At 37.9% G+C, this 16,233-nt stretch carries 13 protein-coding genes; 12 read left to right on the top strand and 1 reads right to left on the bottom strand.

Annotation, left to right across the window (positions count from 1 at the left end):
• Window positions 1–18 precede the first annotated feature (18 nt).
• The 11 genes from LVD16_RS03755 (at window position 19) to LVD16_RS03705 (ending at window position 14,969) form a co-directional block, all read left to right on the top strand.
• Window positions 19–3,312 (top strand): DUF4175 family protein, encoded by a 3,294-nt coding sequence (locus LVD16_RS03755; RefSeq protein ID WP_233772251.1) that lies wholly within the window; start codon window positions 19–21, stop codon window positions 3,310–3,312.
• Window positions 3,313–3,317: 5 nt separating this feature from the next.
• The gene (locus LVD16_RS03750) at window positions 3,318–3,719 is read left to right on the top strand and encodes an ATP-binding protein (protein ID WP_233772250.1); all 402 of its coding nucleotides are present in this window, start codon (window positions 3,318–3,320) and stop codon (window positions 3,717–3,719) included.
• On the top strand, window positions 3,719–4,132 hold the full coding sequence (gene ybeY / locus LVD16_RS03745; RefSeq protein WP_233772249.1) for an rRNA maturation RNase YbeY: 414 nt from the start codon (window positions 3,719–3,721) through the stop codon (window positions 4,130–4,132). Before LVD16_RS03750 ends, ybeY begins: the two co-directional genes overlap by 1 nt.
• Before the next feature lie 136 nt (window positions 4,133–4,268).
• The gene (gene mnmG, locus LVD16_RS03740) at window positions 4,269–6,134 is read left to right on the top strand and encodes a tRNA uridine-5-carboxymethylaminomethyl(34) synthesis enzyme MnmG (RefSeq protein ID WP_233772248.1); all 1,866 of its coding nucleotides are present in this window, start codon (window positions 4,269–4,271) and stop codon (window positions 6,132–6,134) included.
• A gap of 2 nt (window positions 6,135–6,136) precedes the next feature.
• Window positions 6,137–7,021 carry a class I SAM-dependent methyltransferase gene (locus LVD16_RS03735; RefSeq protein WP_233772247.1) on the top strand — a complete coding sequence of 295 codons (885 nt, stop codon included), beginning with the start codon at window positions 6,137–6,139 and terminating at the stop codon, window positions 7,019–7,021.
• Complete coding sequence (locus tag LVD16_RS03730; protein ID WP_233772246.1) at window positions 7,021–8,745, top strand: Ig-like domain-containing protein; 1,725 nt, start codon at window positions 7,021–7,023, stop codon at window positions 8,743–8,745. Before LVD16_RS03735 ends, LVD16_RS03730 begins: the two co-directional genes overlap by 1 nt.
• Window positions 8,746–9,129: 384 nt before the next feature.
• Window positions 9,130–10,959, top strand: a complete 1,830-nt coding sequence (locus LVD16_RS03725; RefSeq protein ID WP_233772245.1) for a tetratricopeptide repeat protein — start codon at window positions 9,130–9,132, stop codon at window positions 10,957–10,959.
• A 54-nt stretch (window positions 10,960–11,013) separates the two neighbouring features.
• Window positions 11,014–12,765, top strand: a complete 1,752-nt coding sequence (locus LVD16_RS03720; protein ID WP_233772244.1) for an AMP-dependent synthetase/ligase — start codon at window positions 11,014–11,016, stop codon at window positions 12,763–12,765.
• Window positions 12,766–12,768: 3 nt separating this feature from the next.
• Entirely contained in the window at window positions 12,769–13,248 is a 480-nt protein-coding gene (locus LVD16_RS03715; protein ID WP_233772243.1) for a nucleoside/nucleotide kinase family protein, read from the top strand.
• Window positions 13,249–13,330: 82 nt separating this feature from the next.
• Window positions 13,331–14,440, top strand: coding sequence for a Fic family protein (locus LVD16_RS03710; RefSeq protein WP_233772242.1), 1,110 nt, complete (start codon window positions 13,331–13,333; stop codon window positions 14,438–14,440).
• Window positions 14,441–14,453: 13 nt separating this feature from the next.
• Entirely contained in the window at window positions 14,454–14,969 is a 516-nt protein-coding gene (locus tag LVD16_RS03705) for a L,D-transpeptidase family protein (RefSeq protein WP_233772241.1), read from the top strand.
• Here the strand turns inward: LVD16_RS03705 and LVD16_RS03700 are convergent, their stop codons facing one another.
• Window positions 14,970–15,908 carry a D-2-hydroxyacid dehydrogenase gene (locus tag LVD16_RS03700; protein ID WP_233772240.1) on the bottom strand — a complete coding sequence of 313 codons (939 nt, stop codon included), beginning with the start codon at window positions 15,906–15,908 and terminating at the stop codon, window positions 14,970–14,972.
• Window positions 15,909–15,969: 61 nt separating this feature from the next.
• On the opposite strand from LVD16_RS03700, the gene LVD16_RS03695 reads away from it, so the two are divergent.
• Window positions 15,970–16,158 (top strand): CPXCG motif-containing cysteine-rich protein, encoded by a 189-nt coding sequence (locus tag LVD16_RS03695; RefSeq protein ID WP_233772239.1) that lies wholly within the window; start codon window positions 15,970–15,972, stop codon window positions 16,156–16,158.
• Window positions 16,159–16,233 lie beyond the last annotated feature (75 nt).

The following is a 16,233-nucleotide window of genomic DNA, read 5'->3' as shown; positions in this document are numbered from 1 at the left end:
TAGCGGAGAGATTCATATATGAATAATGTAGAACAGAACATATACAGCAAGATACAACTGTACAGGAGAAAATATTATCTTACTCTTGCTGTAAGAGGTCTACTCATTTCGTTAGGATTAACGCTCGCTATTTTTCTAGTTTTTAATACACTGGAATATTCCTTTCACTTTGGCTCTATCATTAGGGCCTTCTTGCTTTTTATATTTCTGGGTATTGGTACATGGGCCCTTACCAAATTTGTAATTATTCCTCTTATCAAAATGATAAGAGATGAGCAGGCTATGAGTAACGAAGAAGCTGCTCGACAAATAGGAAAACACTTTCCTGAAATTAGTGACAAGCTTCTTAACATTATTCAGCTTCACGGATTTGAAGGTGCTCTGGTTCAGGCGAGCATTTCTCAAAAAGCTCAAACCATTAGTACTTACAATTTTACCGAGGCCGTAGACGTAAAAAAGAACCGCTCATACGTGAAGTATTTAGCCCTTCCCCTCGTGCTTCTTCTTTCTGCGTTAATTATAAGGCCTTCACTAATCACCACAAGCTCTAATCGGATTATAAAGTTTAACCAAGAATTTATACCAGAAGCTCCATTTCTTTTTAAAGTTCAAAATAATCCTTTAATAGCCTTTAAAAATGAAAACTTTACTCTCAACCTAAAATTAGAGGGTGAAGTTCTACCCAGCAGCGCATTTTTAGAGATAAATGACAGATTAGTAAAACTTGAGCAAAAAAATGGAGATTTTGAATACACTTTCAGTAAAATTCAAGACACCAAAACTTTCCGTTTTCAGGCTGCCGGATTTCATTCTAAGACTTATGAAATTCAGGTAGTGGAGAGACCCAATATTAAAAGTTTTAATGTCTACCTTGAGTATCCTCAGTATTTGAGAAAACAGAATGATAGACTTAATAATACTGGTAACTTACAGATTCCTGAAGGCACCAACGTAAAGTGGCAATTTAAAACTATCCAGTCAGAAGTACTCACCATTGGCTTTGATGGTGAAGACAGCATTCAAAACATTAAAAGCACTGATAATCAGATATTTGAATATGAAAATCAATTTTTCAACACACAAGTATATAGCTTGAATCTCAAGAATAAGTATAGCTCTAACAAGGAGAAAATATTGTATAAAATAGAGGTTATTAAAGATCAATATCCAGAGATAGATCTTAACACTTATCAAGATACTACCCTTTATAATTATATTGCCTTAGGAGGAAACATTTCAGATGATTATGGCCTCAGTGAATTGCGATTATTTTATCAAATTAGTACGCCCGGAAATTCTAGTAAGTCTGATTATAAATCCATTAGAATCCCAATTTCTAAGCAGCAGGATAATCAACGCTATTATTACCAATGGTTTCTTGATTCTCTAGGCATCAAAGAAGGCAACAGCATTAATTATTATCTACAAGTGTGGGATAATGATGGTGTCAATGGAAGAAAAGCATCTAAAACCGGAACTTATTCCTTTAAACTCCCCACTAAAGCTGAAATCAAAGATCAGATAGAAAAAACCAACGCAAAGACCGAACAGGACATCGATAAAACAATTAAGGATGCCAAAGATCTTAAGAAGAAGATTTCAGAAGCTGAAAACAGGTTGAAGGGCAAGAAGGATCTTAATTGGCAAGAGGAAAATCTTCTAAAGGACATTATTAAGAAAAGAGACGAGCTAAATAAATCACTGGAGGAGCTCAAGAAGCAAAACAAGGACAATCAGGATAAGAGAAATCGATTCACAGAACAGGATCAAAAAATAGCAGAGAAAACAGAGCAGCTACAAAAGTTAATGGATGAGCTTCTGGACGAGGAGACTAAGAAACTGTATGAGGAATTAAAAAAGCTTTTAGAAGATAAAAAGAATGTTGAAGACATACAAAGTACTCTGGATCAGATAGATAACAAGGAAAATAATCTTGAACAAGAGCTAGAACGAACCCTTGAGCTTTTCAAGCGAATGAAGTTTGATCAAAAAATGGATGATGCTCTTAATAACCTTGAAGAGCAAATTAAGAAACAAGAGGAGCTAGAGGAGCAAACTTCAGATAAGGATTCTAATGAAGAAGATTTGGCTAAGCAGCAAGAAGAGCTACAGAAAGAGTTCGAAGAATTCCAGAAAGAGAAAGAAGAACTGGAAGAAATGAATCAGGAGTTGAAGAACCCAGAATCTCTACCAGATACACAGGAAGAAGAGCAACAGATTAAGGAAGAACAAGAAAAGGCCAAGGAGTCATTAGAAAAGAATAAAAGAAAAAAAGCAAGCCAATCTCAGCAGAATGCCAAACAGCAGATGCAAAAGATGCAGCAAAAGATGCAGCAGATGCAGAGTAGCATGGAGATGACTATGATGCAAGAGAATTTGGATGACTTAAGAGATATTATTCATAACCTTCTAAAACTATCTTTCGATCAGGAGAACCTGATGAATGAGTTTAGAGAGGTGAAACAAAGCGATCCTCGTTTTGTTGAATTAGGACAAATAGAGCTCAAACTGAAGGATGATGCACAGATTGTACAGGACAGTTTGCTCGCACTGTCTCAGAGAGTATTTCAAATAGCCACATTTGTTACCAGAGAGCTGGGAGAGATGAACGCTCACATGGACAGAAGTGTAGATGCCATTAGAGAAAGAAAGAAGCCCGTAGCGGTTTCAGAGCAGCAGTTTGCCATGACTTCTATGAATAATCTGGCCCTCTTGCTTGATGATGTCCTTCAACAAATGATGGATGCTATGCAGGACGCAATGGGTACAGGACAGTCAAAACAAAAAGGCAAACAGAAAAGCCCATCACTGAGTGAACTGCAGAAAGAGCTCAACAACAAAATAAGCGAACTGAAGAAGAGTGGCAAAACAGGAAGACAAATGTCTGAAGAGCTAGCCAAACTAGCAGCACAGCAAGAACAAATAAGACGCCAGATGCAGGAAATGCAAGAAAAATTTGGTGGTGAAGGCGGCAAGAAGCCCGGAGACGGAATACCAGAGAAGATGGAAGAGACCGAGAAAGACCTGGTAAATAAAAATATCACTCAAGAGACCATTAACAGGCAGAAAGACATCCTTACCCGATTACTTGAGTCTGAAGATGCAATGAGAGAAAGAGAGCAGGACGAAGAAAGAAAAGCAGAAAGCGGTAAAGACTATGAGAAAGCCCTACCAAAAGCTTTTGGAGAATACTTTAAGCTGAAAGAAAAGGAGATAGAACTTTTAAAAACAGTTCCACCTAAACTTTATCCTTATTACAAAAAAGAAGTTAACGAATATTTTAAAAGAATAGGTAACGAACCTAATAATTGAATCAAATGAACACCATTAAAATTCAGATCCCTTCCTTGTCAGAGAATATCCGAATGATCGAAAGCTTCATTGATAATGCCAAAGAGAAGTTTAAACTAGACGATGACATCTATGGCAATATTATGATAGCAGTGACAGAAGCTGTGAACAATGCTATTAAGCACGGTAATCAGCAAGATAAAGCGAAGAATGTAGCACTCAGTTTATCTCTGCATGATAGTCTTATCAAATTTACCATTAAGGACGAGGGCCCTGGTTTTGACTACAGCAATCTTCCAGATCCTACGTCACCAGAGAACATTGAGAAACCAGGTGGTAGAGGTATATTCCTCATGAGACATCTTTCGGATGAAGTGACATTTAAGGAAGAGGGTAAAGTTGTTGAACTGAATTTCTATATTAATTAATGGCCATTCATTTTTTTGAAGAAGAAGTTAACTATAAGCTTCCGGACTCAGAGCATACCATTCTATGGATTGAGAATTCCATAAAGGCAGAGGGATATTCTCTGGAAGAATTAAACTTTATATTCTGCTCTGACGAATACCTACATCAAATGAATGTAGAATATTTAGATCATGATACCCTAACTGACATTATCACGTTTGACAACTCAGAAGAGGACACCATAGAAGGCGACATTTTCATCAGTATTGATAGAGTAAAGGAAAATGCTAGTGATCAGAACACATCATTTGATAACGAGCTACATAGAGTGCTCATTCACGGAGTACTTCATCTGTGTGGTTATGGCGACAAGGAAGCTGAGGAAAAGAAGTTAATGAGAGAAAAAGAAGATACATATCTTTCTAAATTATAAAAAATGCAACTGTTCCACGTGGAACGTTTCATAAGTAAAAAGAATTATAGGATGGGTGTTCCACGTGGAACATCCTTTATCATTTAAAAAGACTAGTGATCAGTGTTCCACGTGGAACATTATAAATACAAATAGTATGTTTCCAGAGTATGATGTAATAGTAGTAGGAGCAGGGCATGCGGGTTGTGAAGCAGCACATGCTGCGGCATCAATGGGTTCTAAGGTATTATTAGCTACCATGAATATGAACACCATAGCTCAAATGAGTTGTAACCCTGCAATGGGTGGAGTAGCTAAAGGCCAAATAGTGCGGGAAATAGATGCTCTTGGTGGTATGTCAGGTATCATATCAGACAAGAGTATGATCCAGTTCAGGATGTTGAATAAGTCTAAAGGACCAGCAATGTGGAGCCCTCGAACTCAAAATGACAGAATGCGCTTTGCAGAGGAATGGAGAATGGCTCTAGAAGGAACACCGAATGTTGATTTCTGGCAAGAGATGATTACAGGCATAACGGTTGAGAACAATAAAGTAACCGGCGTTACCACCAGCTTAGGGCTAACTATAAAGGCTAAAGCAGTAGTGCTAACTAATGGCACGTTCTTAAACGGACTCATTCATATTGGTGAAAAACAATTCGGTGGTGGCAGAACTGGTGAACGAGCAGCTAAGGGAATTACAGAACAATTGGTAAGCTTAGGCTTTGAATCCGGTAGAATGAAAACCGGTACACCTCCAAGAGTTGATGGACGAAGCCTTGATTATACCAAAATGGAGGAGCAGAAAGGTGATGAGAACCCTGAAAAGTTTTCATATATCGATGCCACCAAGCCATTAGAACATCAAAGAAGCTGCTACATCACATATACTAATAATCAGGTACATGAGACATTACAGACAGGCTTCGAAAAATCACCAATGTTTAATGGCAGAATACAGGGTGTTGGCCCAAGGTATTGTCCATCCATTGAAGACAAGATAAATCGTTTTGCCGATAGAGAGAGGCATCAGATATTTGTGGAGCCAGAAGGCTGGGATACAGTAGAGATATATGTTAATGGATTCTCAACCTCTTTACCAGAAGATGTACAGTATGAAGCCATGCGTCTAATCCCCGGGTTTGAAAATGCCAAGATGTTTAGACCAGGTTATGCGATAGAATATGATTACTTTCCACCAACACAGCTTAATCTTACACTAGAAACCAAGCAGGTAGAGAACCTATATTTTGCTGGCCAAATTAATGGCACAACAGGATATGAGGAAGCTGCATGTCAAGGGCTTATTGCTGGCATCAATGCACACAATAAAACCAGTGAGAAAGAAGAATTCATCATAAAAAGATCAGAGGCATACATTGGTGTACTAATAGATGACCTCATAAACAAGGGGACCAAAGAACCTTATAGAATGTTCACTTCACGTGCAGAATTCCGTATTCTGCTTCGACAAGATAATGCAGATCTAAGATTAACTGAGAAGGGTCATGCTTTAGGTCTAGCTTCAGATGCCCGTTTAGAAACCATGCTAGATAAGAAGAATGATGTCTCCAGGGTTATTAATGATCTTAAGCAGAAGAGGGTAGAACCAGAACTGGCTAACGCAGAACTTGAGTCATTTAACTCTGCACCTCTGAAGCAAAGAGGACCTGTAATAAGTTTACTTAAGAGACCTGAGCTAAATATCTTTCAATTAAAGGAACTAGATCCCCAGATTAAATCATATTTAAATAAATACAGCAACCATGTTCTAGAACAGGCTGAAATACAAATTAAATATGATAGCTACATAGAGAAGGAAAAAGAGTTGGCCAATAAAATGGAACAACTTGAAGACAAGAAGATCAGAAGCAACTTTAACTATGATGAGGTAAAAGCACTGTCTTCTGAAGCAAGAGAGAAACTAAAACAAATACAACCAGCTACCATAGGACAAGCTTCCAGGATAAGTGGAGTGTCACCAGCAGACATTTCAATCCTTATGGTATATCTAAGTAAATAAACATGTTAGAAACATTAAGTCAGTGTCCTATATGTGAAGGGACTACTTTTACTGACCAGTTCACTTGTAAAGATTATACTGTTTCAAAAGAGAAATTTACAGTCGTTCGATGTAACAGCTGTAAATTTCTCTTTACTAATCCAAGACCAGCCGAGCAGAATCTAGGTGAATACTATCAATCAGAAGATTACATTTCTCACAGTAATCAATCCAACAACCCCATTAATTTCATTTATAAAATTGCCAGACAATATACATTAAAAGGTAAATTGAAATTGGTGAACACATTACAACCTAATAAAGGTTATATATTAGACATAGGTTGTGGCACAGGACATTTTCTGGAAACATGTGAAGCAGATGGGTGGAAAACAACAGGAGTAGAACCTGATGAAACTGCCAGAAAATATTCAATTAATAAAGTTGAACATCTCTACGAATCCATTGACCAAGTGCCTGATGAAACCTTTAATGTCATTAGCATGTGGCATGTCCTTGAGCACATTCCAAATCTCAACGGGTTTATGAAACACATACAGCGCTTATTAAAATCAAACGGCTGCTTCATAGTAGCTGTGCCGAACCACGAATCAATGGATGCTCAGATGTATAAAGAACAATGGGCAGCATATGATGTGCCACGGCATCTGTATCATTTTGATCAGCAGAGCATGCAATCACTAATGGCCAAATATGGTATGAAGATTGATGCCGTAAAGCCTATGAAACTGGATTCTTTTTACGTTTCACTTCTCAGTGAGACTTATAAAGGTTCAGGAGTAACAAAATATGCCAAATCTCTTATAAATGGTTTAAAATCAAATAGTTACGCCAAGAAAAACAAAAATAATTACTCTAGTCTTATCTATATAATTACTAAAAGCTGATGCTGAGAATTTCTTCATTTATTATACTAATATCTCTGTTCATCTACTCTTGTGCTAATCAGAGTTCGCCTACTGGCGGCCCTAAAGATGAAGATCCACCTAAATTGGTCTCTTCAGATCCTGCACAAGGAGAAATCAACTTTAAAGGTGATAAGGTCATTCTTGAATTTGATGAGTTTGTTAAAACTAATAATCCTAAAGAGCAGATTCTAATTACCCCAAGAATAGAACAAGACTATACATTCAAATACAAGAAGAATCGTGTAATCATAACCTTTAAAGAACCACTAAAGGACAGCACCACATATTCAATTAACTTTAGAGAAGGTATAAAAGATATCACCGAAGGAAATGCTCCAGAAAACTTAATTCTCGCTTTCAGTACAGGACCTTATCTAGACTCGATGTCAATAGCCGGAAGTGTCAATTATCTTGTTACTAACAAACTGGCAGAGGATGTAACAGTTTCACTATATGATTCAGAAGATACGCTAGATGTATTTAATTCACCTCCCATTTATCTCACTAAAACAGACACAGAGGGTAAGTACCAGTTTCAAAACCTAAAAGTTGGTAACTATAAGATTTACGCCATCAGTGATAAGAACAAGAATTTGATTTTGGATAGCAAGACAGAAGCATACGGCTTTCGCTCTTCCATCTTACCTCTGGATACTAACTTGGTAGACATTGACATACCGATGATCACTATGGATGTAAGACCATTTGAATATCAAAGCTCAAGGCAATCAGGTACCACTTTCAATATCAAATTCAACAAATACATTGACAATTATAGTATTTCCAGAACTGATAGCTCCAAGGTTATATTTAGTAACATCACCAGGGATGATCCTAACACAATCAAAGTATACAACAACATTCCAGAAGATAGTGTACAAGTAATTCTTCAAGCAACAGATACTACGGGAACAACTATTGCAGAACAACTTTATGTAAAATTTGAACAGTCATCCAGGAAGCCATCAGCCTTTGAATCAAAAGGTGAAATAAAGCCTGTGCTCTCAACTGTTCCTAAGTTAGATGTCCTTTTCAACTTTAATAAACCAGTACAATACTCGAATAAAGACAGCATCTACTTGTTTCTAGATTCTGCCAACATAGTATTTATGGCTGATGAGAACTTCACGTGGAACACCAATCGAACCGAGCTGCAAGTACAGTACGACATCGATCCAAGTCTCTTTGTTCGGGAAGATAACAGAAAAATAACAGCGTCTGAAAGGTACAATAAAGCGGCAAAGAAACCCGAGCCCACCGACACTGCAGCACAAGCTAAGCCGAAGCAACCAGATCCGAAACCCTTCTTCTATGCTTCCAAAGGATCGTTCATTTCCATTGAAGGTGATTCAAGCAAACAATATGAACGCAACCTCTCGTTTAACAAACCAGACCAGCTGGCCACATTGTTAATAAGCATACAGACCGAAAAGGAGAGTTTCTTTGTTCAGTTAGTAAATAACAAAAATGAAGTTATTGCCGAGCGTGCCAATGAGAAAGAATTTAAGTTCACCCATATTAAACCAGGTGATTATAAACTAAGAGTACTTATAGACAGTAATAATAACGGCATATGGGAACTAGGTAATATTATGACGAATGATGAACCTGAACCCATTGTATTCTACAAATCTTCAGAAGGAAATGAGACGGTTACCCTACGTGCCAACTGGGAAGTAGGACCAACAGTGATCTCATTTTAATGTGGATAAGTGTAGATAACTAGTGTGGATAGAAAACGGAAACATGTGGGAAAACTCGAAATCTTCAAATTTGTGCTCCAACTCTGTGGATGGAGCAGAACAACTCACATTTATCCGAAGAGAAATCCACAATCAACAAAAAGAAATTTCATTATCCACAAATCAATAATTTGCCTGTGGATAATTTATAACTGACTGATACATAATAATTTAAGCGGATACACAGTGTGGATAACCTCTGAATAATTCTCTGATTAATAAACAAATAGGATTAACAAATTAAATATTCCAAACTTATCCACGTATCCACATCTTAATAGATAATAATAGATTTAATTAATATATATATAATATAATATAGAGGTGTGAACAGTGTGTATAAATATGAGAGATCTGAAAAAATTGATTTGGCTTGTCTTAATTTTTGTTCCTTGTTTTTCGCAAGCTCAAAAATTTGATGACATCCAGTTAGCAAATGAATATTATTCACAGGGTGAATATGAAAAGGCATTGAAAATGTACGAGGAACTTGCTCGTCGTACAGACAACATTCCTTTAATTCATAATAACTACTTTCATTTGCTGCTGGAGCAAAATCGTTTTGATGAAGCAAAAAAATATTTGTCCGGCCTTACTAAAAGATTTCCTAACAATATTTTTTACGAGCTCGACGGCGGCTTTCTCTATAGGCAAGAAGGTGACGAAGAAAAATCAAACAAATTTTTTCGCGAAATTATTAATCGCATAAAAGAGGATAACTACCTGGTGCAGACTGTTGCGAATTATTTTGTGAATAAACAGCTGGCCAATTTTGCTGTGGAAACTTTTACCACGGCCCGAAAGGCAATGCACAATCCATATCTCTATTCCCTTGAAATGGCCAACATTTATCGGATAATTAATGAGAAGGACAAAATGGTAGAAGAGTATTTGAATTATGTTACTCAGAATCCTGCCAATCTCAGTTATGTTAAAAACACATTGCAGAATTTGCTTGTAAAGCCTGAAGAACTGCAAAGCCTGGAAAATTTACTTTATGAAAAAATTCAGGATGATCCGGAGAGCGAGATCTACGGTGAGCTCTTGATATGGGCAAATCTGCAGCAGAAGAATTTTTATGGAGCCTTCGTTCAGGCCAGAGCTATTGACAGAAGGTTGAAAACCGATGGAAGCAGAAGTATAAATATTGGTTTGATTGCGCTTGAAAATAATGATTATGATAATGCCATTAAGATTTTCTCATATGTGGTAAAAACCTATCCGGAAACTTATAATCATATGCTGGCCCGAATGTATCTTATCAAGTCTTATGAGAAAAGAGTGAAAACCACTTATCCTGTGGAAAAAAGAGAAATCAGGAATCTCATTCACGATTATGATCTCTTCATCACAGAAACTGGCATTACCCGAAACACTTTGGAAGCTCTCAGAAATAAAGCTTTACTTCATGCTTTTTATTTGGACGAAAAAGATTCTGCTATCACTATTCTAAAGCAGGTTATAGAAAATCCTCGATCTAACGAACAGTTAAAGGCCCAGTCAAAATTGGATCTTGGTGATATTTACATTCTTACCGGTGAGCCTTGGGAATCTACACTTCTTTATTCTCAGGTAGAAAAAGATAATAAAAATGAACCACTTGGGTATGAGGCTAAATTGAAAAACGCAAAGCTTTCATATTACAAGGGCGAATTTCAACTAGCCCAGGAGCATCTGGATATTTTGAAAGAAGCCACCACCAGAGAAATAGCTAATGATGCTATGGCACTGAGTATTCTCATAAAAGATAACGTAGCCCTTGATAGCACTGAAACCGCTATGCGAAAATATGCGGAGATAGAACTTTTGCTTTATCAAAATAAATCTGACAGTGCATTACTAGCGATTGATAAATTAAGAGAAGAGTTTCCAAGTCATAATTTATCAGATGAATTACTTTGGTTGGAAGCGGATATTTATAAAAAGCGTGGAGAATTTGAGCAGGCTATTCAGCTGTTGCAAAAAATTGTTTCAGAATATGATTACGATATTTTAAGCGATGACGCTTATTTCACCATGGGTTCTATTTATGACAAACAGCTAAATGATAAAGAAAAGGCCATGGAAATTTATCGTGACTTTCTCACCAAGTACCCTGGAAGCGTTTATGTATCAGAAGCCAGAAAAAGATTTAGACAATTACGTGGCGATTTTGACAACAAGGAAAAGCTATAGCTTTCGGTAAAAGAATTTCTTTATGTATTTTTAGTAGAATAAGCTACTACTAGAATGGATGTGAAAAGACTTTTTGATGTACTCCTGTTTCAAATTGAAGACAGGCCGCAAGATATATGTTTATCCCATAAAATTAATAATCAATGGAAATCCTACTCCACTAAGGAGACGATGGAAATTGTGAATCAATTGAGCACCGGTCTTTTATCCTTGGGAGTTCAGCCAGGAGATAAAATTGGCCTGGCTTCTTTCAATCGGCCCGAATGGGTTTTCGCAGATTTTGCTATTTCACAAATCGGTGCCATTAATGTGCCGATGTATCCTAACTCCACTTCTGAAGATTATGCTTTTATCATCGAGCACGCGGAAATTAAAGTGGTCCTTGCCGGAGATATAGAAATCTACCGAAAATTTGAAGAAGCTCAGAAATCAGTGAATCATTCATTAACCCTTTTTTGCTTTGATGAAGAGAATGAAACCATACATTGGCAAAAGTTATTGGAGCAGGGTGAAAATATCGATCAGATTGAAAAACTAAGGGCGCCGATTCAATACGAAGATCTAGCAACTATCATCTACACTTCTGGAACTACAGGCAATCCGAAAGGGGTAATGTTGTCTCATAAAAACATTCTCTCAAATGCAGCCGCTGTAAGCGAAGTTTTTGCCGTGGGTGGGCCCGAGCATCGAACTTTATCTTTACTCCCTCTAAGCCATATCTTTGAGCGCACAGCGCTGTATGTTTATATGCAGATGGGAGTGTCAATTTACTACGCCGAGAGTATGGACACCATTGCCGACAATATGAAAGAGGTGAAGCCCCACTTTTTTGCTACAGTTCCTCGGCTATTGGAGAAGATTTATGAAAAAATATTAATGAAAGGTTATGAGCTCACAGGCATTAAAAAAAACCTTTTCTTTTGGGCGCTGGAATTAGCTAAAAATAATCGTCTTGGTGAAAACCAGGGAGCCTGGTTCAATATGCAGCTGGGGCTGGCCAATAAAATTATATTCAGCAAGTGGCGAGAGGCCTTGGGTGGGGAAGTTCAATTCATAGTTTCCGGTGGTGCGGCGCTTCAACCAAGATTGGTAAATATATTTTGGGCGGCACAGATTCATGTGCTGGAAGCCTATGGCCTTACCGAAACTTCTCCAGGAATAAGCTTTAGTAAAATAGATGATCTGAAAGTGGGCTGTGTAGGGCCGTTACTCACAGGTGTGCAGGTAAAAATTGCTGAGGATGGAGAGATTTTGGCAAAAGGTGATAATATCATGATGGGTTATTACAAAAGGCAGGATTTAACTGATGAAGTCATTGATCAGGAGGGTTGGTTCCATACCGGTGATATTGGTGAAATGGTGGATAACCACTTTCTTAAAATTACCGATAGGAAAAAGGAAATGTTCAAAACCAGTGGTGGTAAATACATAGCTCCGCAGGCCTTGGAAAATAAATTTGCCGAGTCACTGCTGATAGAACAGATCATGGTGATTGGCGAAGGACAGAAATTTCCTGCTGCTCTAATTGTGCCCAGTTTTGAAAAACTAAAGTCCTGGTGCCAAATTCATAACATCAACTACACTACTGATAAAGAAATGGTGGATAACCCGGAGGTTATCAACAAATTTCAAAAAGAAGTGGATAACCTCAACGCTTCTTTCGCTCAGTACGAAAAAATAAAAAAATTCTGGTTGCTATCGCAACCATGGACCATCGAGAAAGGTGAAATTACGCCAAAACTGAGCATGAAAAGAAAAATTATAAAACAGAACTATCAGTCGGAAATAGACAGCATTTATAGTTAAAAAATGGTCATCGGAATAGGAGGATTGAGCAGGGCAGGGAAAACCAGTCTGGCAGAGAAATTAGCAGATTATTATGGAAGGGAAAAGGTCACTATTCTGCATCAGGATGATTTTGTGAACCCTGAGGATGAAATTCCGAAAATTCATGATCGAATTGACTGGGAACATCCTGCTTCCATGAATTTTAAAGGCCTTATACAGGCGATAAAAAACAGTGACACGGGTATTGTTATAGTAGAAGGCATTCTCGTGTTCTTTAATTCAGACCTGCGCAGCCTGTTCGATAAGAAAATTTTGCTGGAAATCGATAAACCTACCTTTTTGGATCGCCGCCATCAGGAAAATCGCTGGGGACATGAGCCAGAATGGTTTATTCAGCATGTTTGGGGCAGTTATTGGAAATATGGCAGGCCAGAAAACTTAGATGAATACATTCTGATCAAGCAAAATCAGGAATTGGCTTTTGATGATCTAGAACTTTAGAAAATAACCGTGAGCCGATTAACTCTTCTAATCGGCTCATAATTTTACTATATTTGAGCCAATTAGATTAAATAATCGGCTCATGACCTATAATTGGCAATTTAAGAACTGGCCCAAATTCGAATATGAAGCTGATGTAATAGATCATATTGCATTTGAATTTGCTGAGAAAACAGGAGAGGTAAGAGGGCTTATAGATTCTTTACCATCGGATTTTCAACAGCAAACTATTTTACAGTTTATGATTGATGAAGCCATAAAAACTTCTGAGATCGAAGGTGAATACTATAGTCGCCAGGATGTGATGTCCTCAATTAAAAATCGCTTGGGGATTTCTGGAGCTGGTCAAATAAAAGACATTAATGTACGTGGTATTGCCGAACTTATGGTAGAAGTGCGAGAACATTTCTCATCAGCATTTACAGAAAAACTAATCAAAGATTGGCACTCATTATTGTTCCTGAAATCTAAAACAATTCAACCTGGAATTTATCGTACCGGAAAAGAGGCAATGGTTATAGTTTCCGGAGGCTATGGAAAGGAGACTATACATTTTGAAGCCCCGGCATCGGACATTGTTCCCAGAGAGATGGACCAATTTATCCAATGGTATAAAGGCTTTAAAGTTGAATCAAAAAATATCAAAGCTGCACTTATAAAAACTGCTATTGCCCATTTATACTTCGAAACAATTCATCCTTTTGAAGATGGAAATGGCCGAATCGGTAGGGCTATTGCTGAGAAATGTCTCTCGGAAAGTTTGGACAGACCACTGGTGATGAGTTTGTCTACGACTATTGAGCAAAATAAAAAGGCCTATTATGATGCTTTAAAAAATGCTCAACGTTCACTGGAAATTACAGATTGGATTATCTACTTCTGTAATACCATTTTAGAAGCCCAGCGAAATGCCGATCAGTTAATTCGATTTACATTGGAAAAAGCAAAATTCCTGGATTTGAATAGAGATCAGCTGAATGATCGTCAGCTTAAAGTCGTCTTAAAAATGCTCGACAGGGGTGTGGGTGGATTTGAAGGAGGAATGAGTGCGAAGAAATATATGAGCATAACTAAATCTTCCAAAGCCACTGCCACCAGGGACTTACAAGACTTGGTACTAAAGCGAATATTCGTTTCAATCGGATCGGGCAGAAGTGTTCATTATAATTTGAGTATGAAAACATCAAAATGATGTCAATCTAAACATGATTAAGAAAACATCATTGTTGATAACTATTGCCGTCATTTCATTGATAGTATATTACTATTGGCCTGAGCCACCGCTACCAACCAATTCTAAAATTACCAGATTAGTAGTTTATAAATCAAAGCGAGAACTTCAGGTTTTAGCCGGATCGGAAATTTTAAAAACCTATAAAATTTCACTAGGACACCATCCCGTGGGCGATAAACAGAAAGAAGGAGATGGCAGAACGCCAGAAGGATTTTACACCATCAATGATAAGAATCCGAATAGCGGATATCATTTAAATTTAGGAATTTCTTATCCTACAGCAGAACAGAGAAAAAAAGCCAAAGCGCAGGGACTTAATCCTGGGGGAGATATTAAAATCCATGGCTTAAAAAATGGTCAGGGTTATATTGGAAAATTTCAGCGCTGGCGCGATTGGACCAATGGATGCATGGCCCTAACCAACGCTGAGGTGAAAGAACTTTATGATCATGTACCTATAGGAACGCCCATTGAGATTTTACCTTGATCAGGAAACTACATTCACAGGATTTCCCTCCATAAAATTTCGTGCATTGTTAAGCACTATTTCTTGTAATCTTAATTGCGCCTCTTTGGTCATCCAGCTGATGTGCGCGGTAACAATGCAATTTTTGGCTTGTAGCAAAGGTTCGTTCTCAGCCGGTGGTTCCTGACATAGCACATCCAAACCTGCTCCGGCAATTTTATTTTCGTTTAAAACCTGCAGCAGATCAGCCTCATTTATTACTGCCCCGCGACTAGTGTTGATAAGAAAGGCTGTTGGTTTCATAAGTTTCAATAATGATGAATCAACGAGTCCAGTAGTTGCTGGTTTTAGTGCCACATGAATAGAAATCACATCACTTTCAGAAAATAAATCTTCGATCGACAAGAGCTTACCCACACTGGTTTCAGTGGCATGCTTTGAATGAATGATCACATTCATACCAAAACCAGCAGCAATTTTGGCCATTTCTTTGCCGGTAGCTCCCCAGCCCAAAATGCCCATGGTTTTCCCATTGAGTTCTACCATCGGATTGGTGTAATAGCTGAACCTGGTATCCCTCACCCATTCCAGATTTTTGCTTTTCGGATCTATGCGGTTGGTCAGTTGTAGTAAAAGACCAAAAGCATGCTGGGCGATGGAAGTTGCGCCATAAGCAGGAGCGTTGCTCACCACAATATTTTGCTGTCGGGCTACTTCCAGATCTACATGGTCAAAACCAGTTCCGGTAAGTCCGATGTGTTTCAACTTGGGTAGCTGCACTATGATTTCGGCAGTCATTCTGCATTTATTTAAAATCACAATGTCCGCATCTGCGGCTCGCTCCACAATTTCCGCCTGAGAAGATTTTTCATGGATAGTTAAGTTTCCTAATTTTCTGAAAGGCTCCCAATATTCTGGGAAAGCATTTATGGTAAAGCTATCGAGTACTACTATATTCATGGTGGAAAGTTACTCATTGATAATATTTTTAACCTAACGGGATGGTCACTGTTTATTATTCATGCTCGAACTAGAACATCATTTCAACTGTCCCTACTGCGGAGAAAACATTTCCATGTTTCTTGATATCTCTGTAAAAAAACAACAGTACATTGAAGACTGTGAAGTTTGCTGCAACCCTATCAAAATCAGCTATGAATTTGAAAATGAGGATTTGATGACATTTGAGGCGGCCTCGATTGAGCAGTAATTACAACCAATTCCTATTTTTGACATCTGTAAGCCCCGCAATTTTCGTTAATTAAGAAAGTGGTCTGATTTTCTC

Origin of the sequence: Fulvivirga ligni, from assembly GCF_021389935.1 — a bacterium.
GTDB classification, from domain to species: Bacteria; Bacteroidota; Bacteroidia; order Cytophagales; family Cyclobacteriaceae; genus Fulvivirga; species Fulvivirga ligni.
This window is presented reverse-complemented; position numbering and strand designations above follow the sequence as displayed.